Source organism: Rhodopseudomonas telluris (assembly GCF_042432815.1).
Classification (GTDB): domain Bacteria; phylum Pseudomonadota; class Alphaproteobacteria; order Rhizobiales; family Xanthobacteraceae; genus Rhodopseudomonas; species Rhodopseudomonas telluris.
The window spans coordinates 361,700-383,235 of the sequence record NZ_JBHLWM010000005.1 but is presented as its reverse complement, the minus strand read 5'-3'; the positions used below and the strand labels follow the sequence as shown (position 1 = coordinate 383,235).

Genomic DNA, 21,536 nt, shown 5'->3' with positions numbered 1-21,536 from the left:
AGCTGACCACGCGCGGGGCTTTGTGCTAGAGGCTGCCGCGATCCAGATCGGGTTTTCAAGTCCATCGACGCACGGCGCGCCGAGCCCAAACGAGACGAGAGATGCGATGAACGACACGGTGTTGATTGTTGGAGCCGGACACGCCGGATTTCAGGTCGCGGTTTCGCTACGCCAGGCCAAGTACACCGGCCGCATCGTGCTGATCAACGACGAGAAGCATCTGCCGTATCAGCGCCCGCCGCTGTCGAAGGCGTACCTCAAGAGCGGCGGCGATCCGGCGTCGCTGATGTTCCGTCCGGAGAAGTTCTTTCACGACCAGACCATCGAGCTGATCTCCGATCGCGCGGTGGCGATCGATCGCGCGGCGAAGACGCTGCTGCTCGGCTCTGGCGAAAAGATGGAGTACGGCCATCTGGTGCTCGCCACCGGCGCGCGCAACCGTCAGCTCGACGTGCCCAACGCGACGCTGGGCGACGTGCTGTATCTGCGCACGCTGGACGAAAGCGAGCAGGTGCGCCAGCGCATGCCGGAGAAGAAGCAGGTGGTGGTGATCGGCGCTGGCTTCATCGGCCTCGAATTCGCCGCCACCGCGCGCGGCAAGGGGCTTGAAGTCGATGTCGTCGAACTGGCGCCGCGGGTGATGGCGCGCGCCGTGACGCCGGAGATTTCCAACTACTTCCACGATCGCCACACCGCGGCGGGCATCCGCATCCACTACGGCGTCCGCGCGACCGAGATCGCAGGCGAGGACGGCCGCGTTACGGGCGTGTCGCTGAGCGATGGCCGCACGCTGCCGGCCGACCTCGTCGTGGTCGGCGTCGGCGTCATTCCGAACGTCGAGCTCGCCGCAGCGGCCGGGCTGCCGACCGCATCGGGCGTGATCGTCGACGAAAACCTGCTGACCGAAGATCCGAACATCTCGGCGATCGGCGATTGCTCGCTGTTCAACAGCGTGCGGTTCGGCGAGGTGATGCGGCTGGAGTCGGTGCAGAACGCCACCGACCAGGCGCGCTGCGTCGCCGCGCGGCTCACCGGCGACACCAAGGCCTATGACGGCTATCCGTGGTTCTGGTCGGATCAGGGCGACGACAAGCTGCAGATCGCGGGCCTCACCGCCGGCTTCGATCAGGTGGTGATCCGCGGCAGCGTCGCCGAGCGCTCGTTCTCGGCGTTCTGCTACAAGGACGGCCAGCTCATCGGCATCGAATCCGTCAACCGCGCCGCCGACCACGTGTTCGGCCGCAAGATCCTGCCGCTCGGCAAGTCGATCACGCCCGAGCAGGCGATGGATGTCAGCTTCGATCTGAAGAAGGCGATGGCGTAGCTGCGCACTACGCCTCCTCCGTGATTGCGAGCGAAGCGAAGCAATCCAGCTCCGTGCACTGGGCTGGATTGCTTCGTCGCTGCGCTCCTCGGAATGACGGGGAGAGTTAGTTCGTCATGGCCGGGCTCGTCCCGGCCATCCACGCCTTCCGGCCTTTCGAACGCTGCAAGGCGTGGATGCCCGGGACGAGCCCGGGCATGACGGAGTGGGGTGGCTTAAATCAGTAGCGCAGCCTGCCTCACGCCAGCGCCGCAAACTCCCGCTGCACCGCTTCGATATCCGCCACCGTCGGCAGACCGGCTTCGTTGCCGAGGCGCTGGATCTTGTAGGTCGAGGCGGCGCGGGCGAATTCGAAATGGTGCTGCCAGCCTTTGTCCGGGCTGTGCAGATACGAGAACACATAGGCGCCGTGAAATACGTCGCCGGCGCCGTTGGTGTCGATGACGCGCCCGCGCGGGATCGGGAAGGCCGGCTGGGTGCGGACGGTGCCGTCCTCGTCGTACCACAGCAGGCCGCGCTCGCCCTGGGTCACGCCGCCGACGCGGCAGCCGCGCGACTTCAAGTAATCGAGCATCTTCTCCGGCGTCATGTCCATCTGCTCGCACAGCCGCTCGGCGACGATCGCGACGTCGATGAATTCCAGCAGCTCGTGGGTGTTGGTACGCAGGCCGCCGCCGTCGAGCGAGGTCAGGATGCCGGCCTCGCGGCAGAGTTTGGCGTAGTGGATCGCAGCGTCGGGCTGGTGGCCATCGACATGCAGCGCGCGGCAATTGCCGAGATTGAGCACCGGAAACGGATGGATGTGTTCGTCGTCGCGGCAGCGCACGATGGCGCGCTTGCCGTCCTTCGGCATGATGAACGACAGCGACGACGTCGCGACCTTGCGCGGGTGCACGGAAATTCCGTACTTCGCCGTCATGTCCTGAAACATCCGGCCGAGCCAGTCGTTGGCCACGGTGGCGATCAGGTCCGGAACGACGCCGAGCTTTGCGCAGCAGAACGCCGCCGTCACCGCATTGCCGCCGAACGAAACCGCGTAGTCGGAGGCCACGTGTTTCTCGTCGCCGGTGGGGAGATGGTCGGTGATGAACGTGACGTCGATATAGGTCTGTCCGATAAAGAGTGCGTCCATGAGTATCCCGTACTGCGAGGCCTGACCCGACCTTCAAACCATAGCATCTGCTTGTTGCAGTGCATCGGCTAAAATTTTCCGCTGCGGCGGAACGGAAGCGAGACGCCTTGGGCCGAAAATCCCGGGCCAACGAAGCGGCGTCCGCCCTGGTTCCCGGCGGAATGTCGCAGTGAGGAAACGCGCTTTGGGAGCCGACGACCGGCCCGACAAGATTCGGCTGCGTCGCGACCGGGTATCGGACGAGGTGGGCAATGCGACGCGAATATCCGATGGTCGCGCCGCGGGCGGCGACCCGGTGCAGCGAGTCGCGCAGAAAAAGGCGGCGATTGCGACCGGTGCGATTCGCCGGGCACGTTCGACCGACAGACAGGCGAGGATGTTGCCATGGGCAGCGAACAGCGCGAAGCCGGTGATGGAGCGGTGCGAGGCCGCGTGATCACGGCGATCGATCATCTGGTGGTTCTGGTCAGCGACCTGCCCGCGGCTGTGGCTGCGTATCAGACGCTGCTGGGCCGCGCGCCGGCGTGGCGCAACGCCGACGACGGCACGGAGACCGTGCTGTTCACCCTCGACAACATGTCGCTCGAGCTGATGGCGCCGGCCGGCAGCGGCGGCAATGCCGATCGGATCCGCACGGTGATCAAGCTGCAGGGCGAAGGTCTCGCCAGCCTGTGCTTCCGGGTTTCGGACATCGATCGGACGCAGCGGCGGCTGGAACGTCTGGCGCTGCAGCCCGATCCTGTCGCCGAGGTCGAGCGGCGCGACGCCCAGACCGGTGCGACGCTGGGCTGGAAGCGGACGCGCGCGGCCACGGCGCTGACTCGGGGCGTGCGGATGTTCTTTCTGGAGCTCGGTGCCGAACGCCCGCGCTCCGAGGCGATCGGGCCGGCCCCGATCCTGGCGATGGACCATCTGGTGATCTCGACCACCGATCCGGACCGCGCGGCCGCGCTGTACGGCGCCAGGCTCGGGCTCGACATGGTTCTCGACCGCGCCCATCACGAGTGGGGCCGCCTGATGTTCTTTCGCTGCGGCGATCTCAATCTCGAGGTCGTGCACCGCCCCGTCGCGGGCTCTGACGCCGAGCACGACAAGCTGTGGGGAATCGGCTGGCGGGTTGACGATGTCGAAGCCACCCGCGCCCGCCTGGTCGAGGCCGGGCTCACCGTGACCGAGCCGCGCGCCGGCCGCACGCCCGGCACGCGCGTCGTCACCGTGCGCAGCGGCACCTGCCATATTCCGACGCTGCTGGTGCAGCTGCCACGGGATTGATCCGGCCGCTCAGGCCGAGAGCCGGCAGGGCACCCGCAGAAAGCCGCGAAACCGTGCTCGCCCGCCGCGCGCCGGCGCGCCGCTGATCGCGTAGTTCGGGAAGCGGGCCAGGAAGCGGCGCAGCGCGATCGCACCCTCCAGCCGCGCCAGCGCCATGCCGGCGCATTGATGCGGCCCGGTGGCGAAGGCGAGGTGCCGGTTCGGCGTCCGGCCGACGTCGAAGCGATCTGGATCGGGAAATTGCGCCGGGTCGCGGTTGGCGGCGCCGATGCACAGTGTCAGCGACGTGTTGGCCGGCATGGTTATGCCGCCGATCTCGGTCTCGGCGGTGGTGATGCGGTTGCCGAGCTGGTTCGAGCTTTCGTAGCGCAGGATCTCCTCGACCGCGGTCCGGGTCAGCCCGGGATCGGCAATCAGCCGCTGCTTCTCGGCGGGATGGGCCGCGAGGGCCACCAGTCCGTTGCCGATCAGGTTGGTGGTGGTCTCGTGGCCGGCGTTGAGCAGGAAGATGCAATTGTGCAGCAGCTCCTTCGACGACAGCTGTTCGCCGCTGCCGTCGCCCTGGATCAGCCGTGTCAGCACGTCTTTCTCCGGGTCGCCCGGTGCGGCGCGGCGGCGGGCGATCAGGGTTTCGAGATAGGCCAGGAAGTCGCGCACCGCGTCGTTGCCGCGTGCGAAGACCTCGGGGCCGATCACCGGCTCCAGCGCGCCGAGAATCGCCAGCGACCAATCCCGCAGCGGCCCGCGCTCGCCGTGCGGCACGCCGAGCAGGTTGCCGATCACCTCGATCGGGATCGCGGCGGCGAAGTCCTCGATCAGGTCGACCTCGTTTTTTGCGGCCATCGCGTCCAGCAGCCGATCGACCAACGCGATCAGGTCCGGCTCCATGCCGGCGATGGCGCGCGGCGTCAGCGCCCCTATGATCAGCCGCCGCACCCGCGTGTGCGAGGGCGGATCGTTGAACACTAGGCTGGTGGTGTGGTGCTCGAACAGCAGCGAGGCGCCGTATTTCGGGGCGAATTCGCGCTGCTTGTCGGAGGAGAACAACGTGGTGTTCTTGTAGACCGCGACCAGATCGTCATAGCGGGTCAGGAAATAGCCGCCATTGCGCAGCCGTTTGACCGGCTGGTGAGCGCGCAGCGCCCGGTAGGTCGGGTACGGGTCGGCATAGAATTCGGGCGTCAGCCGTTCGATCTCGAACGCCGTCGCCAGCTCGCTTGCGGTCGTTTCCATCTGCATCTCGTTTTCCCCCTTGTAGAGGGTTTCGGTCCCGAAGGGGATACCGGTTCGTGCGGCCCATCGCGGGATGGGGGGTGGGTGTTCGCTACGCGGATGTGGATGGCTAACTGTGCGCTTTTGAGCAATTTTCACGCTCACGATATGGTGGAACACAGCGAAGCCGATTGACAATCCAGTCGGTGAGTGCCTACTCACAACAATGAGTTCACTGCGAATGACGCGCGATTTGCGCCGGGAATTGATCCTTGGCGCAGCCAAGCGGTGCTTTGCCCGAAATGGCTTTGCCGGGACCACGACCAAGAGCGTCGCCGCCGCGGCGGCGATCTCGGAAGGGTTGCTGTTCAAGCATTTTCCGAGCAAATCGGCGCTGTATGCGGAGATTCTGGCTCAGGAATGCGAGGCCGATCCGGTGCTGGCCGGGTTTCTCGGTCTGCCGGCGTCGACCGAAACGCTGGTGGTGCTGATTCGAAATCTTGTCGCACACTTCCTGCATGTTTCGGATCAGCCGGACGAGGAGGAGGCTCAGCGGCTGCGGCTGCTGATTACCAGTCAGCTCGAGGATGGCGAGTTCGCCCGCCTGGTGTTCGAAAAGATCGCGAGCCTGATGGGGCCGCAGTTCTGCGCGTCGCTGGATCGCGCTGTGGCCGTGGGAGACGCCGTACGGGTCGGGAGCGATCCGATGAACCTGTTCTGGCTCGCCCATCAGACGATGCTGATGGTCGCGTTGGGCCGGCTGCCCGCGATCCACAGCCTGACCTTTGGCGGCGAGCAGGATTTCGAGCGCCAAACGTGCGAATACATTTTACGTGGTATTGGACTGAACGAAGCCGTAATTGCCGCGCATCTGGACCGTGAGCTTTCGCCTTGTCCGGCGCGTGCGGAAAACGACAGAGAGTGCACAAGATGACGGTTGCCGCAGACACTCCGCCCGCATCGCGGTCGGCCCCTGAAAAGCCGCGCCCGCGCCCGGCGCGCACCATCCGCTGGTTCATCATCGTCGGGGTGCTTCTGGCGCTGCTGGTCGGCGGGATCGTCGGCTTCAACGCCTTCCGCAACCACATGATCGCGCAGTTCTTCGCCAACAACAAACCGCCGCCGATCACGGTGTCGGTCGCCGAGGCGAAGTCCGAGGTCGTGCCCAATCTGCTGACCGCCGTCGGCGACCTCGCCGCCGTGCATCAGGTCAACGTCACCTCGGACGTCTCGGGCCGTATCACCTCGATCATGTTCGAGGCCGGTTCGCAGGTGGACAAGGGCGCGCCGCTGGTCCAGCTCTACGACGCGCCGGATCAGGGCGATCTCGCCAACTACAAGGCCCAGGCCAAGGTCGCCGAGCTGTCGCTCGATCGCGCCAAGCAGCTTGCCGCCCGCCAGTTCGGCCCGCAGGCCACCGTCGACCAGGCCCAGGCGTCGTTCGACCAGGCCAATGCCGGCATCGCCAAGACCGAAGCGATCATTTCGCAGAAGCTGGTGCGCGCGCCGTTCGACGGCGTGCTCGGCGTCCGCCAGGTCGAAGTCGGCCAATACCTCACCGCTGGCACCCAGATCGTCTCGCTGACCAACCTGTCGCGGATCTTCGCCAATTTCACCGTGACCGAGAAGGATTCCGGCACGCTGAAGGTCGGCCAGACCGTGCGGCTCAAGGTGGACGCCTATCCGACCCGCCAGTTCGAGGGCAAGATCACCACGATCGAGCCGCAGATCTCCGCCGACACCCGCAACATCAAGGTGCAGGCCACGCTCGACAATCCGGACCACGTGCTGCGGCCGGGCATGTTCGCCACCACCACGGTGGTGCTGCCGGACAAGCCCGCGGTGATCACCGTGCCGGAGACTGCGGTCGACTACACGCTGTATGGCGACTCCGTGTTCCTCATCAAGGAAGACAAGGCCGAAGACGGCAAGACCAATCTCTCCGCGGTGCGGACCTTCGTGCGCACCGGCGAACGGGTCGGCGGTCGTGCGGTCATTCTCAGCGGCGTGAAGCCGGGTGACCGCGTCGTGGCGGTCGGCCAGCTCAAGCTGCAGTCGGGCGCCGCGGTGGCGATCTCGAAGGATCCGCTGCCGCCGACGCCGGCGACGCCGCCGCGCTACTGATCCGAAAGGGCAGGCGGCGCTCTTCTGGCGCCCCGCTCACCTTGAAAAGGTCCGGCCGGCGATCGTCGCCGTCCGGGATCAACTGATCAACCGCACTGTCGCTGCGCATCGCGCGCGAGCTGTGCGCCACGGAGCGTCCGGATGGTCATCACCGATATCTTCATCAAGCGGCCGGTGCTGTCGCTCGTGGTCAGCATGCTGATCCTGCTGATCGGCTTCCGCGCGGCGATGACGCTGCCGATCCGGCAGTATCCGAAACTGTCCAACACCGTGGTGACCATCACCACGACCTATCCGGGCGCGTCTCCGGACCTGATGCAGGGCTTCATCACGACGCCGCTGGAGCAGGCGGTGGCCTCGGCCGAGGGCGTGGACTACATCACCTCGTCCTCGACCCAGGGCCAGAGCCTGATCACGGTCTACGTCAAGCTGAACTTCGACCCCAACCAGGCGCTCACCGAGGTGCTCGCCAAGGTCAATTCGGTCAAGTACCTGATCCCGAAGGAAGCCAACGACCCGGTGATCGTGAAATCCACCGGCCAGACCACGGCGGTGATGTATATCGGCTTCGCCAGCAACGAGCTGTCGGGATCGGCGATCTCCGACTACCTGACGCGCGTGGTGCAGCCGGTGCTGTCGACGGTCGATGGCGTGGCGTCCGCCGACATCCTCGGCGGCCAGACCTTCGCGATGCGGATCTGGCTCGATCCGGTGCGAATGGCGGGCCGCGGCGTGGCGGCCTCCGACATCTCCGCGGCTATCGCCGCCAACAACTTCCAGGCGGCCGCGGGTCAGACCAAGGGCTATCTGACGGTCTCCAACATCACCACCAACACCGACCTGCAGAACGTCGATCAGTTCAAGCGAATGATCGTCAAGGCGCAGGGCGGCGGCTTCGTGCGGATGGAGGACGTCGCCACGGTCGAACTTGCCGCGCAGAGCACCGACAGCAGCGTGGCGTTCTCGGGCGAACGCGCGATCTTCATCGGCGTCCAGGCGACGCCGCAGGGCAACCCGCTCAACATCGTCACCGGCGTCCGCGCGCTGTTCCCGGAGATCGAGCGCAACCTGCCGCCGTCGATGACCATGAAGGTCGCCTACGACTCGACCAAGTTCATCCGCTCGTCGATCGACGAGGTGGAGAAGACGCTGATCGAGGCGGTCGGCATCGTCATCGTGGTGATCTTCCTGTTCCTCGCCTCGCTGCGCTCCGTGATCATTCCGGTGGTGACGATCCCGCTGTCGCTGATCGGCGTCTGTACGGCGATGCTGGCGCTCGGCTTCTCCATCAACCTGCTGACGCTGCTGGCGATGGTGCTGGCGATCGGTCTGGTGGTCGACGACGCCATCGTGGTGGTGGAGAACATCCATCGACATCTGGAGGAAGGGAAGAGTCCCGTCCAGGCCTCGTTGATCGGCGCCCGAGAGATCGTCGGGCCGGTGATCTCGATGACCATCACGCTGGCGGCGGTGTACGCGCCGATCGGCTTCCTCGGCGGTCTCACCGGCGCGCTGTTCCGGGAATTCGCCTTCACGCTCGCCGGGTCGGTGATCGTCTCGGGCGTCATCGCGCTGACGCTGTCGCCGATGATGTGCTCGGTGCTGCTCAAGCATCAGGAGAGCCAGGGCTGGTTCGCCCGCAAGGTCGACTCCGTGTTCGGCGCCGTCACCCGCTGGTACGGCCGTCAGCTCGACCGTTCGCTCGACTATCGGCCGATCACCGCACTGTTCGCCGTCGTGATCCTCGGCCTCGTCGGCTTCATGTACATGAACACCGCGAAGGAGCTGGCGCCGGAGGAAGATCAGGGCATCGTGTTCGCGGTGACCAAGGGGCCGAAATACGCCAACATCGACTACTCGAACTTCTATGGCGAGAAGCTCGACAAGGCCTATGCGCAGTTCCCCGAGACCGATCTGCGCTTCATCCTCAACGGCACCAATGGTCCGAACAACGGCATCGCCGGCATGCTGCTCAAGCCCTGGGACGAGCGTACGCGCAGCGCCATGAAGCTGAAGCCGCTGGTGCAGGCCGAACTGAGCAAGATCGAGGGCGTCAACGCCTTCGCCTTCAACCTGCCGCCACTGCCGGGCGGGCCCGGCGGTCTGCCGGTCCAGATGGTGATCAACTCCACCGCCGGCTTCCGCGCCGTCTATGAGGAGATGGTCAAGCTCAAGGACGCGGCGCGCAAGAGCGGCCTGTTCATCGTCTCGGACAGCGACCTCGACTTCAACCAGCCGGTGGTGCGGGTGACAATCGATCGGACCAAGGCGAGCGACCTCGGCGTCAACATGCAGCGGCTCGGCTCGACGCTGGCGACGCTGCTTGGCGGCAACTACGTCAACCGCTTTAATCTCGAAGGCCGGTCGTATCAGGTCATCCCGCAGGTGCCGCGCATCGACCGGCTGTCGCCGCAGTCGCTCGACGGCTACTACGTGGCGAGTGCGTCGGGGAAGCAGATCCCGCTGTCGACCCTGGTGTCGATCGAGACCGCGACCGATCCGAACGCGCTGTCGCACTACAACCAGCTCAACTCCGCCACTTTCCAGGCGGTGCCGATGCCGGGCGTCACCGTCGGCCAAGCCGTGGACTTCCTCGAGAAGCAGGCCAAGAATCTGCCGACCGGGTTCGGCCACGACTATCTGGCCGACGCGCGGCAATACGTTCAGGAGGGCAATCAGCTCGCCATCACCTTCGGCTTCGCGCTGATCATCATCTTCCTGGTGCTGGCCGCGCAGTTCGAAAGTCTGCGCGACCCGCTGGTGATCATGATCTCGGTGCCGATGGCGATCTCGGGCGCGCTGATCCCGCTGTTCTTCGGCGTCGCGACGATCAACATCTACACCCAGGTCGGTCTGCTGACGCTGGTCGGCCTGATCTCGAAGCACGGCATCCTGATGGTCGAGTTCGCGCGCGAACTGCAGATCAAGGAGGCGCTCGACAAGCGCACCGCGATCGAGCAGGCGGCGCGGGTGCGGCTGCGGCCGATCCTGATGACCACGGCCGCGATGGTCACCGGCCTGCTGCCGCTGCTCACCGCGTCGGGCGCCGGCGCCGCCAGCCGGTTCTCGATCGGCCTGGTGGTCGTGTCCGGCATGATGATCGGCACGCTGTTCACGCTGTTCGTGCTGCCGGCGGTCTATGTGGCGATCGGCACCGATCACCGCGCCGCGCTGGAGTCCGATCGCGCCAAGCAGATCGAAGACTACGAACTGGAGCAGGCCTCGCCGTCGCTGAAGCCGACCTGAACGATTCGGCTCCACGTCGATCCGCAAAATCACGTCATGGCCGGGCTCGTCCCGGCCATCCACGTTTCAGTCTTATCGGCTTGTGCGCTTCGTGCTTATCGATGGTGCGGAAGGCGACCTCGACGATGGACAGCGATCGCTGTACGTCCACGCGCGTTGCAACCTTATGGCGACATGCCGCGCGACGAGCCGGGGTCGATCGTCGCACGTATGCAAATCTGCCGGTTCTGCCGAGGTCCGCTGTTTGCGAAATCGCGGCGATCTGCTTAGCTGGTGCAGCATGAAACACGAGACTGATGTTCTGGTGCTGGGCGCCGGCATTGTCGGCGTCAGCGCGGCGTTGCACTTGCAGCAGCGTGGCCGCGACGTCGTGCTGGTCGATCGCAATGCGGCGGCGGGCGACGAAACCAGCTACGGCAATGCCGGGCTGATCGAAGTCGCTTCGGTGCAGCCCTATCTCTTCCCGCGCGATCTCGGCCATCTGCTGCGCTACGCACTCAACCGCTCGGCCGACGTGCACTATCATCTGTCCGGCCTGCCGGAATTCGGGCCGTGGCTGGTGCGCTACTTCATGGCGTCGTCGCCGGAATCGGCCGCGCGCATCGCCAAGGCCGCATTGCCGCTGATCCGGCAGAGCCTCGCCGAGCACGAAGCGCTGATCGCCGAGGCCGGTGTGCCGGAGCTGCTGCGCAAGACCGGCTGGATCAAGTTGTTTCGCTCCGAGCAATCGTTGGGCAAGAGCGTCGCCGAACTCGAGGGCGTCAAACGTTTCGGCGTCACGGCCGATGTGCTGGACGATGCGGCGATCGCCGCGCGCGAGCCGAATCTGATGGGCCGCTTCGCCGGCGCGATCCACTGGCTCGAGCCCGGTTTCATTCCCGATCCCGGCGCGCTGGTGAAAGCCTATGCGGCGCTGTTCGCGCGCAAGGGCGGCCGCTTCCTGCGCGGCGATGCGCGCACGCTGCATCAGCAAGGCGGCGGCTGGCGCATCACCACCGACGACGGTGTCGTGTCGGCGCGCGACGTGGTGGTGACGCTCGGGCCGTGGTCCGATCTGGTCTACAAGCCGCTGGGCTATCGCATCCCGCTGGGCGTCAAGCGCGGCTATCACCAGCACTTCACCCCGCACGGCAACGCGGTGCTGCAGCATCCCCTCCTCGATGCCGATCGCGGTTACTTGCTGGCGCCGATGAACCGCGGCATCCGCCTCACTACCGGCGCCGAGTTCGCGCGCCGCGATGCGCCGCCGACTCCGGTGCAGGTGACGCGCGCCCGGGCGCTGGCGCGCGATCTGTTTCCGCTCGGCGACGCGATCGAGCCGCAGCCCTGGATGGGCGCGCGGCCCTGTCTGCCCGACATGCTGCCGGTGATCGGCAAGGCGCCGCGCCACGAGGGGCTGTGGTTCGACTTCGGCCATCAGCATCACGGCCTCACGCTCGGCCCGGTGACGGGACGGCTGCTCGCCGACATGATGACGGGCGCAGAGCCGTTCGCCGATCCCAAGCCGTTCGCGCTCGAGCGTTTCGGTTGAGGCCCACGGGCCACGCTTCGGATTGCTTGCATCGCACCGCCTGTCGCGGCGATACTGGTCGCGTTCAGGATGCTCCGCGGGGCGTCGCTGGGACGTCCTTAGCGCGCGGTGCGGAGAATGGTTCGCATCGCCGACACGCGCACTGCAAGTCTGGAGCGGCCATGAAAGTCAACGTCGAGATCGATTGCACCCCCGATGAAGCACGGGCCTTCTTCGGCCTGCCGAACGTGCAGCCGATGCAGAACGCGGTGATGGACAAGCTGCAGCAGCAGATGATGTCGAACATCGAGAAGGTGTCGCCCGAAGCGCTGATGCAGAGCTGGTTCACCTTCGATCCGAAGATCGCCGAACGCTTCCAGGAAATGTTCGTGACGATGGCCGGACTCGGCAGCACGCTGCCGAAGGAGAAGAAGTAAGGAGTTCGCAGGAGGCAGCATGCCGCTCGACGACCGTGCAAACGCTCACGATCGTCTGCGCCCGCCGAGCCTCGCGCTGTTGCTCGCAGAGGCGCGCAGCATCGTCGAGTTCAACGCGAGCGTGCTGCTGTCGCCGCTGTTGATGCAGGCGGCGAAAGGCGACGGCCATCCGGTGCTGGTGCTGCCGGGCCTGCTGGCGAGCGACTTCTCGACCGCGCCGCTGCGGCGTTACCTGCGCTACCTCGGCTATCAGGCGTTCGCCTGGGAGCTCGGCCGCAATCTCGGCGGCGTCTACCGGATGCGCGAACGGGTGCGCCGGCGGCTTGCCGCCGTGCACGCCGCGACCGGCCGCAAGGTCAGCCTGGTCGGCTGGAGCCTCGGCGGCATCTATGCGCGCGATCTGGCGCTGCATGCGCCGGAAACGATCCGCGGCATCGTGACGCTCGGCAGCCCGTTCACCGGCGACATCACCGCCACCAACGCGCGCCGCGTCTACGAGAAGCTGTCCGGCGAGCAGCTCGGCGGTGCCCGGCTGGAAGATCTGCAGGCGCTGGCGGGCGATATGCCGGTGCCGGCGAGCTCGATCTATTCGCGCACCGACGGCATCGTGAACTGGCGCACCTCGCTCGTGCGGCCATCGCCGACCGCCGAGAATATCGAAGTGCTGCTGGCCAGCCATATCGGCCTGACGGTCAACGCCGCCGTGCTATGGGCCATCGCCGACCGGCTGGCCCAGCCGGAAGGCCGCTTCAGCCCGTTCGACCGTCGTGGCCCGTTCGCGCTGGCCTATGCGCCGCCCGAGCGCTAAGCGAGCAGTTGCGGCGGATCGACGGGATCAAATTCAGGAGGACACGATGGCCGACAAGGACAATGACCCGGCATCGGCGTGGCAGGCGATGCTCGGCGAAATGAGCAAGGGCTTCACCACGCTGGCCAACCAGGCGATGGCGACGCCCGAGATCGCCAAGGCGGTCGGGCAGGTGAGCGGTGCCACCGCCGAGGCGCAGAAGCAATTCGGCACGATGGTCGAGCACTATCTCGCCGGCCTCAATCTGCCGACCCGCGCCCAGATGGACGACTTCGAGGCCCGGTTGGCCGCGATCGAGGCCAAGCTGGACCGGCTGGTGGCCGCCGTCGAGCAGGGAGCGGCTGGGGCGTCCGCCACCAAGCCGCCTCGGGCGAAGTGATCGGGCTGCAGCCTCCGAGGCGAAGCTACTTCCCGACCGGTGAGCGTCTTCAACGAAAGTCTTGTCTCATCAAATCAAAGGCTTAGGAGGCCTGTCATTGTTGCGTTGCACCAATTATATTGCAATGCAACATAACCTGTGTCATATTGAGCCTGTCCCGGGCCGCATCCGGACGGGGCAGGACCATAGCTCACACGAGGATGGAGACACCCGATGACTGACACCCATACCGACAGCCACGAAGCCGCGTTCGATCAGGTCAAGCAGGCGTTCGCGCCCGTGACCGACGCGTTCAAGAATTTCCAGAACCTGGAAGTTCCGGAAGCGACCCGCGACTTCGTCAAGCGTGCTGCCGGCACCGCCAAGGAAAAGGCTGCCGATCTGCACGCCGGCTCCGAGAAGCTCACCGCTTCGCTCGAGGAAGCGGTTGCCAATTCGGTCACCGAAGCGGCGCGGATCACCCGCAACATCCAGCAGGCGATCCATCACGACACCCAGGCGTTTTTCTCCGGCATCGACAAGCTCGCTTCGGCGAAGTCGATCAACGAAGCGGTGCAGATCCAGTCGGATCTGGTTCGCTCGCATGGCGAAGTGCTGGTGTCGCGCGCCAAGTCGGCCACCGAATATTTCAGCCGGCTGGCCGCCGACACCGCGAAGTCCGCGCAGGACAATTTGACCAAGACCTTCAGCAAGTCGGCCTGAGCCGACCGTCTGAACCTCCCGAGTCCTCAGGCCCGCTCACGCGGGCCTATTTTTTTGAGGCGTTGGTCTGGGTCAGCCATCGCTCCTAGCGCAAACACTCCCCGTCATTCCGGGGCGCGCGAAGCGCGAACCCGGAATCCATAACCCCTGCGCTTCGTGATCGCGCTAAGGTCTCTCCAGCTTTGCCGAACAGCGGCTGCTGCGGCGTATGGATTCCGGGCTCGCGAGCTGCGCTCGCGCCCCGGAATGACGAACGCTGAGTTTGTATTTGCTACGTCTCGGTTGTTCTCGTCGCGTAGCAGCTGATCGAGCTCACGCCCGCCGCGCCAAGGCCACCTGCGCGTCGCTCTTTTTCCGCGCTGCTCGCGCCGGCTTGTCAGCCGCGCCATCCACCACCGCGATCGCCTGTTCGGCGCCGGCGATCATCAGCGTCGTCGCCATCTGCGCATAGGCGTCGCGCGACAGGCCCTTGCCTTCGCGGAACCACAGATAGTGCCAGTTCAGCATGCCGAACAGCGACATCGTCAGCGGCTTCAAGAGCTGTGGCTTGGCCGCGGCCGCCGGGATCGCGGCGGCGATCGCGTCCGACATCAGCACCACCAGCCGGCGCTCCAGCGCCTTGAGTTCGTCCTGCTGTTCCGCCGGCAAGAGTTTCAGGCTGGAGATCTGCACCTGATGCTCGGCGTCGGCGCCGCGATAGGCTTCGAGCAGCGCCGCCGAAATCGCGAACAGCCGCTCGCCGGGCTCGGCCTGCTGCGTTGCTTCCTCCACGACGCTGACCAGATGCTGCAGATGATCGGCCAGCAGATCGAACAGCACCGCGTCCTTGGAGCGGTAGTAGTGATACATCAGCGCCTTGGAGACGCCGCAAGCGTCCGCGATCATGGTGATCGAGGTGCCGGTGTAGCCGTGCTCGGCGAACAGTTTCGCGGAACGCCCCAGGATGCCGAGGCGTTTCTGATCGTAGTCGGTCGCTCGCGTGCGAGCCATGGCGGGCAAAGTCCTTGGTGCAAATTGCTGTCGGCGCGGCGCGCCGGCACGCGCTGCGGATGATCCGGTTCCGACACTTGCATTGACCGTCCAATTGGTCAATTATATTTCCAACAAGGCGGGGCTGCAGGCTCCGGCCAATCAGGAAACGCCGAGGTCAGCCATGTACACACAGGCGCTCAACATCACAGAAGCCGAGGATCGCAGCCTCGAGGACGCCGGCCGCGCCGCGCGGTTCCAGCAGCGGATCGATGCCGAGGAGCGGATCGAGCCCAACGACTGGATGCCCGCGGCCTATCGCAAGACGCTGACCCGGCAGATCTCCCAGCACGCGCATTCCGAGATCGTCGGCATGCTGCCGGAAGGCAACTGGATCACCCGCGCGCCGACGCTGCGCCGCAAGGCCGCCTTGCTCGCCAAGGTGCAGGACGAGTGCGGCCACGGCCTGTATCTCTACGCCGCCGCCGAGACGCTCGGCTCCTCGCGCGAAGAGCTTGTCGATCAGATGCTGAGCGGCAAGGCCAAGTACTCGTCGATCTTCAACTACCCGACGCTGACCTGGGCGGATATCGGCGCGATCGGCTGGCTGGTCGATGGCGCCGCCATCATGAACCAGATCCCGCTGTGCCGCTGCTCCTACGGCCCCTATGCGCGGGCGATGATCCGCGTCTGCAAGGAGGAATCCTTCCATCAGCGCCAGGGCTACGAGATCATGCTGACGCTGGCGAAGGGCTCAACCGAACAGAAGGCGATGGCGCAGGACGCGCTGAACCGCTGGTGGTGGCCGTGCCTGATGATGTTCGGCCCGCCGGATCAGGCCAGCCAGCACAGCGACACTTCGACCAAGTGGAAGATCAAGCGCTTCTCCAACGACGAGCTGCGCCAGAAATTCGTCGATGCCACCGTGCCGCAAGCGCACTATCTCGGCCTGACACTTCCCGATGGCGACCTCAAATACAACGAGGCCACCGGCCATTGGGAATATGGCACGATCGACTGGGATGAATTCAAGCAGGTGCTCGCCGGCAACGGCCCCTGCAACCGCGATCGTCTCGCCGCCCGCCGCAAGGCGCATGACGACGGCGCCTGGGTCCGCGAAGCCGCCGCCGCCTACGCCGACAAGCGCAAGAAGAAACTCGCGGCGTAAACGCCCGCGATCTCAGTCTCCGGGAGGAGTGTGATGACCACGCCGAACACGCAGCTGTGGGAAGTCTTCATCCGCAGCCGCAACGGCCTCGCCCACAAGCACGTCGGCTCGCTGCACGCCGCCGACGCCACGCTGGCGCTGCAGGCCGCCCGCGACGTCTACACCCGCCGCGGCGAAGGCCTTTCGATCTGGGTGGTGCCGTCGAGCGCCATCACGGCGAGCGATCCCGCCGAGTCCGGCATGCTGTTCGAACCGGCGGAGAGCAAAATCTATCGGCATCCGACGTTCTACGACGTGCCGGACGAAGTCGGACACATGTAGTTCGCGGCCGTGGCCGCCACGCATCACGACGTCATCCTGAGGGGCCGCCGCGCATTCCGACCTCATCCTGAGGAGCCCGGCGTCGCCCGAAGGGCGAGGCCGGGCGTCTCGAAGGATGGACCACGAATCGAAGCCTTGTCCTCGCGTCGTCATCCTTCGAGACGCCTGCTGCGCAGGCTCCTCAGGATGAGGCCGTCACCACAACGAACGATGAGCCTGAGACAACCCGAGTAACAACCGATGTCCACCGCCTCGATCGCCATCACCGACTCCCCGCTGTTCATCTACACCCTGCGCCGCGCCGATGATGCGTTGATCCTCGGGCATCGGCTGTCCGAATGGTGCGGGCATGCGCCGATGCTGGAAGAGGACATGGCGCTGTCGAACATCGCGCTCGACCTGATCGGGCAGGCCCGCGAGCTGTACAGCTATGCGGGCGCCGTCGAGGGCAGGGGGCACGACGAGGACAGGCTGGCTTACTTGCGCGAAGAGCGCGACTACCAGAACCTGCTGCTGGTCGAGCAGCCCAACGGCGACTTCGCCCGCACCATCGCCCGGCAGCTCTACTACTCGGCCTTCGCCGATCCGTATTGGCGGGCGATGATGCGCTCGGCCGATCCGACGCTGGCGGCGATCGCCGCCAAGTCGGAAAAGGAAAGCGCCTATCATCTCCGCCACGCGTCCGAATGGATGATCCGGCTCGGCGACGGCACCGCCGAAAGCCACCACCGCGCGCAGGACGCGGTCGATGCGCTGTGGGCCTTTGCCGGCGAATTGTTCGATGCCGACGCCGGCGAGCAGCGGCTGATCGACAGCGGCGTCGCGATCGATCCGGCCAGCCTGCGCGACGCCTGGCACGGCACGATCAGCGCGGTGGTGAGCGAAGCGACGCTGACCCTGCCGACCGGCACATGGGTGCAGCGCGGCGGTCGCAGCGGCCGGCACAGCGAGCATCTCGGTCGGCTGCTCACCGAGCTGCAATACATGCAGCGGACCTATCCGGGCCAGACATGGTGACGCTGGCGGACAGCGACGCCGAACTGCGCGCCCGTGCCTGGGACGCCGCTGCGACGGTGGTCGATCCGGAAATCCCGGTGCTGACCATCGCCGATCTCGGCGTGCTGCGCGAGGTCGCTGTCACGGACGGTCGCGTCGAGGTCACGATCACGCCGACCTATTCGGGCTGTCCGGCGATGAACATGATCACGCTGGAGATCGAGACCGCGCTGGCCCGCGCCGGCATCGCCGATGCGCGGGTCAAGACCGTCCTGGCGCCGGCCTGGACCACCGACTGGATGAGCGCCGACGGCCGCGCCAAGCTCAAGGACTACGGCATCGCGCCGCCGCTCGTATCGTCCGGCCGCCGCGCGCTGTTCGGCGCGCTGGAGGTGGCGTGTCCGCAATGCGGTTCGGTCGATACCGAGCAGCTGTCCGAATTTGGCTCGACCTCCTGCAAGGCGCTGTGGCGCTGCCGGAGCTGCCGTGAGCCGTTCGATTACTTCAAGTGCCATTGAGCGCCACCATGAACATCTCCGCCACCATCCCGCGCTTCCACCCGCTGACCATCGCCGACCTGCGCCGCGAGGGCCGCGACGCGATCTCGCTGGCGTTCACCGTGCCGCCGGAGCTGGCGGACGCGTATCGATTTGCGCCCGGCCAGTATCTGACGCTGCGCACCACGATGGACGGTGAGGAGGTGCGGCGCTCCTATTCAATCTGCTCCGGCCCCGATGACGGCGAATTACGGATCGCGGTGAAGAAGGTCGACGGCGGCGCGTTCTCGGTGTGGGCCACCGAGGAGCTGAAGGCCGGCCACACGCTCGAGGTGATGACGCCGACCGGCCGGTTCGGCGCCGCGCACACGGCAAGCGAGGCGCGCACGTACGTTGGCTTCGCCGCCGGCAGCGGCATCACGCCGATTCTGTCGCTGATCAAGGCGGTGCTGGCGCGCGATCCGGACAGCCGCTTCTTCCTGTTCTATGGCAACCGCTCGACCGAACAGATCCTGTTTCGCGACACGCTGGAGACGCTGAAGGATCGTTATTTGCAGCGCTTCGCGGTGTTCCACGTGCTGTCGCAGGAAGAGCAGGACGTGCCGGTGATGCAAGGCCGGCTCGACCGCGACAAGGTGCGGCTGCTACTCACCGCGATGCTGCCGGCGGCGGGCGTCGATCACGTCTTCGTCTGCGGCCCGACCGGGATGAGCGACGACGTCGAGGCCGCGTGCCGCGAACTCGGCATCGCCGAGGACCGCATCCATGTCGAACGCTTCGTCTCCGGCCTCGGCGGCAAGCCGCGTCCGAAGACGGTGGTCGCCCCCGGCGCGCCGCCGAAGGCGATCGCGTCGCTGATCATCGATGGCAAGCGCCGCGAGGTCCCGGTCGCGGACGGCGAAGCCATCCTCGACGCGGCCCTGCGCGCCGGCGTCGATCTGCCCTTCGCCTGCAAAGGCGGCATGTGCTCCACCTGCCGCGCCAAGCTGGTCGAAGGCGAAGCCCCGATGGACCTGAACTACTCGCTGGAGCCGTGGGAGCTGCAGGCGGGATTCGTGCTGACGTGTCAGGCGAAGCCGACGACGGCGCGTGTGGTGGTGGACTACGATCATTTGTAGGAACTAACGTTCGTCATTCCGGGGCGTGCAGCGAAGCTGCACGAACCCGGAATCCATACGCCCTGTTTTCGTTGGTGCAGGAAGACGCCGGTTGCCGTCCTTGCGCGGAACGTAGCGGCCAGGGGTTATGGATTCCGGGTTCGCGCTACGCGCGCCCCGGAATGACGAACGAGAGGATGATGGTTGGTGCGCCCGCCTCAACGTCGTCATTGCGAGCGAAGCGAAGCAATCCAGAAGCCCCGTGCACGAAGCTGGATTGCTTCGTCGCGGAGCCTGTGCCCGGACAGCGCGTAGCGCTGATCCGGGTGCTCCTCGCAACGCCGTTGATAGTTCGTCATTCCGGGGCGCGCGCAGCGCGAGCCCGGAATCCATACTCCCTGCACTATCGATGTTATTGAGTCTGACCCACGCACGTCGTGCCCAACAACGAGCACAGGGGCTATGGATTCCGGGTTCACGCGCTACGCGCGTGCCCCGGAATGACGAACGAGGGGGGAGTGTCTTCGATCAGCCGTGGTGAGCGCGCGCGACGCTTCCCCTTCGCGCGCTACCCCTTCGGCCGCTTGTCGTACACCCGCTTGGCTTTGCCCAGCGAGCGCTCCAGCGTATCCGGCGGCACCACCTTCACCGTCGTCGAAATCCCGATCGTGTTCTTGATATACGCCGCCACCCGCTCGGCATGCGGCACCAGCCCGGCGCCGTCCCAGCTTTCCGGGCGGGCTTCGGCCAGTACGGTCATCTCGTCCATCCGGCCGTCGCGGGTCAGTTCGATGATGAAGTGGCCGCCGCACCAGTCGGTGGCAAGCAGCACTTCCTCGATCTGGGTCGGGAACACGTTGACGCCGCGCAGGATGATCATGTCGTCGGAGCGGCCGGTGATCTTTTCCATGCGGCGCATGCCGGGGCGCGCCGTGCCCGGCAGCAGCCGTGTGAGGTCGCGGGTGCGATAGCGGACGACCGGGAAGGCTTCCTTGGTCAGCGAGGTGAATACCAGCTCGCCCTTCTCGCCGTCGGGCAGCACAGCGCCGGTCACCGGATCGATCACTTCCGGATAGAAATGATCCTCCCAGATGTGCAGGCCATCCTTGGTCTCGACGCATTCCTGCGCGACGCCGGGGCCGATCACTTCGGATAGGCCATAGATGTCGGTCGCGTCCATGGCGAACGCCTGCTCGATCTCGGCGCGCATCGCGTTGGTCCAGGGCTCGGCGCCGAACACGCCGTATTTCAGCGACGACGCGCGCGGGTCGAGGCCCTGGCGCTTGAACTCGTCGAGGATCGCCAGCATGTAGCTCGGCGTCACGGTGATGACGTCCGGCTTGAAGTCGTTGATCAGCTGCACCTGCCGCTCGGTCATGCCGCCGGAGATCGGCACCACGGTGCAGCCGAGCTTCTCGCCGCCGTAATGCGCCCCGAGCCCGCCGGTGAACAGGCCGTAGCCGTAGGCATTGTGCAGGATCATGCCGCGCCGCGCACCGGCCGCGCGCAGCGAGCGCGCCATCACGGTTGCCCAGGTGTCGATGTCCTTCAGCGTGTAGCCGACCACGATCGGCTTGCCGGTGGTGCCGGACGAGGCGTGCACCCGGGCGAGTTGCTCGCGCGGCACCGCGAACATGCTGAACGGGTAGTTGTCGCGCAAATCGAGCTTGGTGGTGAACGGAAATTTCGCCAAATCGCTCAGCTCGCGGAAATCCGACGGATGCACGTCGGCGCGGTCGAACGCGGCCTTGTAGTGCGCGACGTTGTCGTAGGCGTGCTTCAGCGACCAGGCGAGGCGCTTGGTCTGCAACGCCACGATCTCGTCGCGCGAAGCACGCTCGGCATCGTCGAGTTCGGCGGCGTAGCCGGCCGGCTTGATCTGGTGAACGGTCGCGACCATGGCGGTTTCCCTCAGCGTGGTTGGGGCTCAGTCGGCGGCACCAGCGTCCCGCCGATCGAGCGGGAATGGCCGCGGAATTCGGCGATCACGGTGCCGGCGGAGGTGACGCGGACATCGTAGATTCCGGAACGGCCGGCGCGATTGATCTCGCGGGCGCTGGCGACGAGGCGCGCGCCCAGCTTGCTCGGCCGGATGAAGGTGATCTGGCCCTGCGCCGCGACGGTGTTGTCGTTGCGCGAGTTGCAGGCGTAGGCGAAGGCGCTGTCGGCGAGGGTGAAGATGAAGCCGCCATGGGCGATGCCGTGGCCGTTGACCATCTCGGTGGTGATCGTCATCGCCAGCGTCGCGAAGCCCGCGCCGATCTCGACGATCTCCATGCCGAGCGCCTTGCTGGCATGATCGTTCGCCCACATCGCATCGGCGCAAGCGCGCGCTAGCGCGT

21 protein-coding genes are annotated in these 21,536 nt (G+C 66.1%); 16 read left to right on the top strand and 5 right to left on the bottom strand.

What is annotated here, in order from left to right; translation table 11 throughout:
• The first annotated feature begins 106 nt into the window (after positions 1 to 106).
• Positions 107 to 1,324 carry an NAD(P)/FAD-dependent oxidoreductase gene (locus tag ACFFJ6_RS13265; protein WP_378388404.1) on the top strand — a complete coding sequence of 406 codons (1,218 nt, stop codon included), beginning with the start codon at positions 107 to 109 and terminating at the stop codon, positions 1,322 to 1,324.
• Positions 1,325 to 1,562: 238 nt separating this feature from the next.
• Here ACFFJ6_RS13265 and ACFFJ6_RS13260 read toward each other — a convergent pair whose 3' ends face one another.
• Positions 1,563 to 2,456 (bottom strand): sugar kinase, encoded by an 894-nt coding sequence (locus ACFFJ6_RS13260; protein ID WP_378388402.1) that lies wholly within the window; start codon positions 2,454 to 2,456, stop codon positions 1,563 to 1,565.
• Positions 2,457 to 2,640: 184 nt separating this feature from the next.
• Here ACFFJ6_RS13260 and ACFFJ6_RS13255 point away from each other — a divergent pair, with 184 nt between their 5' ends.
• Positions 2,641 to 2,892, top strand: coding sequence for a hypothetical protein (locus ACFFJ6_RS13255; protein ID WP_378388400.1), 252 nt, complete (start codon positions 2,641 to 2,643; stop codon positions 2,890 to 2,892).
• Entirely contained in the window at positions 2,889 to 3,728 is an 840-nt protein-coding gene (locus ACFFJ6_RS13250) for a VOC family protein (protein WP_378389676.1), read from the top strand. The genes ACFFJ6_RS13255 and ACFFJ6_RS13250 overlap by 4 nt, the downstream gene beginning before the upstream one ends.
• A 9-nt stretch (positions 3,729 to 3,737) precedes the next feature.
• Here ACFFJ6_RS13250 and ACFFJ6_RS13245 read toward each other — a convergent pair whose 3' ends face one another.
• Positions 3,738 to 4,961 (bottom strand): cytochrome P450, encoded by a 1,224-nt coding sequence (locus ACFFJ6_RS13245; protein WP_378388398.1) that lies wholly within the window; start codon positions 4,959 to 4,961, stop codon positions 3,738 to 3,740.
• A gap of 205 nt (positions 4,962 to 5,166) precedes the next feature.
• On the opposite strand from ACFFJ6_RS13245, the gene ACFFJ6_RS13240 reads away from it, so the two are divergent.
• The 8 genes from ACFFJ6_RS13240 to ACFFJ6_RS13205 all read left to right on the top strand — a co-directional run bounded on the left by ACFFJ6_RS13240 (position 5,167) and on the right by ACFFJ6_RS13205 (position 14,146).
• Entirely contained in the window at positions 5,167 to 5,874 is a 708-nt protein-coding gene (locus tag ACFFJ6_RS13240; RefSeq protein WP_378388396.1) for a TetR/AcrR family transcriptional regulator, read from the top strand.
• Positions 5,871 to 7,064, top strand: a complete 1,194-nt coding sequence (locus ACFFJ6_RS13235; RefSeq protein WP_378388394.1) for an efflux RND transporter periplasmic adaptor subunit — start codon at positions 5,871 to 5,873, stop codon at positions 7,062 to 7,064. The genes ACFFJ6_RS13240 and ACFFJ6_RS13235 overlap by 4 nt, the downstream gene beginning before the upstream one ends.
• A gap of 141 nt (positions 7,065 to 7,205) precedes the next feature.
• Positions 7,206 to 10,310 carry a MexW/MexI family multidrug efflux RND transporter permease subunit gene (locus ACFFJ6_RS13230; protein ID WP_378388392.1) on the top strand — a complete coding sequence of 1,035 codons (3,105 nt, stop codon included), beginning with the start codon at positions 7,206 to 7,208 and terminating at the stop codon, positions 10,308 to 10,310.
• Positions 10,311 to 10,590: 280 nt separating this feature from the next.
• A complete protein-coding gene (locus tag ACFFJ6_RS13225) occupies positions 10,591 to 11,841 on the top strand; it encodes an FAD-dependent oxidoreductase (RefSeq protein ID WP_378388390.1) in 1,251 nt (416 codons plus the stop codon).
• Between the two features lie 161 nt (positions 11,842 to 12,002).
• A complete protein-coding gene (locus ACFFJ6_RS13220) occupies positions 12,003 to 12,257 on the top strand; it encodes a DUF6489 family protein (RefSeq protein WP_378388388.1) in 255 nt (84 codons plus the stop codon).
• Positions 12,258 to 12,276: 19 nt separating this feature from the next.
• The gene (locus ACFFJ6_RS13215; RefSeq protein WP_378388386.1) at positions 12,277 to 13,065 is read left to right on the top strand and encodes a lipase family alpha/beta hydrolase; all 789 of its coding nucleotides are present in this window, start codon (positions 12,277 to 12,279) and stop codon (positions 13,063 to 13,065) included.
• Between the two features lie 46 nt (positions 13,066 to 13,111).
• On the top strand, positions 13,112 to 13,444 hold the full coding sequence (locus ACFFJ6_RS13210; protein WP_378388384.1) for a poly(R)-hydroxyalkanoic acid synthase subunit PhaE: 333 nt from the start codon (positions 13,112 to 13,114) through the stop codon (positions 13,442 to 13,444).
• Between the two features lie 213 nt (positions 13,445 to 13,657).
• On the top strand, positions 13,658 to 14,146 hold the full coding sequence (locus tag ACFFJ6_RS13205; RefSeq protein ID WP_378388382.1) for a phasin: 489 nt from the start codon (positions 13,658 to 13,660) through the stop codon (positions 14,144 to 14,146).
• Positions 14,147 to 14,458: 312 nt separating this feature from the next.
• Here ACFFJ6_RS13205 and ACFFJ6_RS13200 read toward each other — a convergent pair whose 3' ends face one another.
• On the bottom strand, positions 14,459 to 15,136 hold the full coding sequence (locus ACFFJ6_RS13200; protein ID WP_378388380.1) for a TetR/AcrR family transcriptional regulator: 678 nt from the start codon (positions 15,134 to 15,136) through the stop codon (positions 14,459 to 14,461).
• A 163-nt stretch (positions 15,137 to 15,299) separates the two neighbouring features.
• On the opposite strand from ACFFJ6_RS13200, the gene paaA reads away from it, so the two are divergent.
• The 5 genes from paaA (at position 15,300) to paaE (ending at position 19,215) form a co-directional block, all read left to right on the top strand.
• Positions 15,300 to 16,283, top strand: a complete 984-nt coding sequence (gene paaA, locus ACFFJ6_RS13195; protein ID WP_378388378.1) for a 1,2-phenylacetyl-CoA epoxidase subunit PaaA — start codon at positions 15,300 to 15,302, stop codon at positions 16,281 to 16,283.
• A 33-nt stretch (positions 16,284 to 16,316) separates the two neighbouring features.
• Positions 16,317 to 16,604: a 1,2-phenylacetyl-CoA epoxidase subunit PaaB gene (gene paaB, locus ACFFJ6_RS13190; RefSeq protein ID WP_378388376.1), complete on the top strand. Its 288-nt coding sequence runs from the start codon at positions 16,317 to 16,319 to the stop codon at positions 16,602 to 16,604.
• 240 nt (positions 16,605 to 16,844) lie between these two features.
• Positions 16,845 to 17,621, top strand: coding sequence for a 1,2-phenylacetyl-CoA epoxidase subunit PaaC (gene paaC, locus ACFFJ6_RS13185; RefSeq protein ID WP_378388374.1), 777 nt, complete (start codon positions 16,845 to 16,847; stop codon positions 17,619 to 17,621).
• Positions 17,615 to 18,118: a 1,2-phenylacetyl-CoA epoxidase subunit PaaD gene (gene paaD, locus ACFFJ6_RS13180; RefSeq protein WP_378388372.1), complete on the top strand. Its 504-nt coding sequence runs from the start codon at positions 17,615 to 17,617 to the stop codon at positions 18,116 to 18,118. The genes paaC and paaD overlap by 7 nt, the downstream gene beginning before the upstream one ends.
• A gap of 8 nt (positions 18,119 to 18,126) precedes the next feature.
• Positions 18,127 to 19,215: a 1,2-phenylacetyl-CoA epoxidase subunit PaaE gene (gene paaE, locus ACFFJ6_RS13175; protein ID WP_378388370.1), complete on the top strand. Its 1,089-nt coding sequence runs from the start codon at positions 18,127 to 18,129 to the stop codon at positions 19,213 to 19,215.
• A gap of 547 nt (positions 19,216 to 19,762) precedes the next feature.
• On the opposite strand, the gene paaK is transcribed toward paaE, so the two are convergent.
• Positions 19,763 to 21,094, bottom strand: coding sequence for a phenylacetate--CoA ligase PaaK (paaK, locus tag ACFFJ6_RS13170; protein ID WP_378388368.1), 1,332 nt, complete (start codon positions 21,092 to 21,094; stop codon positions 19,763 to 19,765).
• Between the two features lie 11 nt (positions 21,095 to 21,105).
• A complete protein-coding gene (gene paaI, locus ACFFJ6_RS13165; RefSeq protein WP_378389674.1) occupies positions 21,106 to 21,507 on the bottom strand; it encodes a hydroxyphenylacetyl-CoA thioesterase PaaI in 402 nt (133 codons plus the stop codon).
• Positions 21,508 to 21,536: the final 29 nt, after the last annotated feature.

Coding starts and splice junctions, on each gene's coding strand:
- ACFFJ6_RS13265 (WP_378388404.1), top strand. CDS start 107: ATGAACGACACGGTGTTGATTGTTGGAGCCGGACACGCCGGATTTCAG.
- ACFFJ6_RS13260 (WP_378388402.1), bottom strand. CDS start 2,456: ATGGACGCACTCTTTATCGGACAGACCTATATCGACGTCACGTTCATC.
- ACFFJ6_RS13245 (WP_378388398.1), bottom strand. CDS start 4,961: ATGGAAACGACCGCAAGCGAGCTGGCGACGGCGTTCGAGATCGAACGG.
- ACFFJ6_RS13240 (WP_378388396.1), top strand. CDS start 5,167: ATGAGTTCACTGCGAATGACGCGCGATTTGCGCCGGGAATTGATCCTT.
- ACFFJ6_RS13235 (WP_378388394.1), top strand. CDS start 5,871: ATGACGGTTGCCGCAGACACTCCGCCCGCATCGCGGTCGGCCCCTGAA.
- ACFFJ6_RS13230 (WP_378388392.1), top strand. CDS start 7,206: ATGGTCATCACCGATATCTTCATCAAGCGGCCGGTGCTGTCGCTCGTG.
- ACFFJ6_RS13225 (WP_378388390.1), top strand. CDS start 10,591: ATGAAACACGAGACTGATGTTCTGGTGCTGGGCGCCGGCATTGTCGGC.
- ACFFJ6_RS13220 (WP_378388388.1), top strand. CDS start 12,003: ATGAAAGTCAACGTCGAGATCGATTGCACCCCCGATGAAGCACGGGCC.
- ACFFJ6_RS13215 (WP_378388386.1), top strand. CDS start 12,277: ATGCCGCTCGACGACCGTGCAAACGCTCACGATCGTCTGCGCCCGCCG.
- ACFFJ6_RS13210 (WP_378388384.1), top strand. CDS start 13,112: ATGGCCGACAAGGACAATGACCCGGCATCGGCGTGGCAGGCGATGCTC.
- ACFFJ6_RS13205 (WP_378388382.1), top strand. CDS start 13,658: ATGACTGACACCCATACCGACAGCCACGAAGCCGCGTTCGATCAGGTC.
- ACFFJ6_RS13200 (WP_378388380.1), bottom strand. CDS start 15,136: ATGGCTCGCACGCGAGCGACCGACTACGATCAGAAACGCCTCGGCATC.
- paaA (WP_378388378.1), top strand. CDS start 15,300: ATGTACACACAGGCGCTCAACATCACAGAAGCCGAGGATCGCAGCCTC.
- paaB (WP_378388376.1), top strand. CDS start 16,317: ATGACCACGCCGAACACGCAGCTGTGGGAAGTCTTCATCCGCAGCCGC.
- paaC (WP_378388374.1), top strand. CDS start 16,845: ATGTCCACCGCCTCGATCGCCATCACCGACTCCCCGCTGTTCATCTAC.
- paaD (WP_378388372.1), top strand. CDS start 17,615: ATGGTGACGCTGGCGGACAGCGACGCCGAACTGCGCGCCCGTGCCTGG.
- paaE (WP_378388370.1), top strand. CDS start 18,127: ATGAACATCTCCGCCACCATCCCGCGCTTCCACCCGCTGACCATCGCC.
- paaK (WP_378388368.1), bottom strand. CDS start 21,094: ATGGTCGCGACCGTTCACCAGATCAAGCCGGCCGGCTACGCCGCCGAA.
- paaI (WP_378389674.1), bottom strand. CDS start 21,507: ATGTGGGCGAACGATCATGCCAGCAAGGCGCTCGGCATGGAGATCGTC.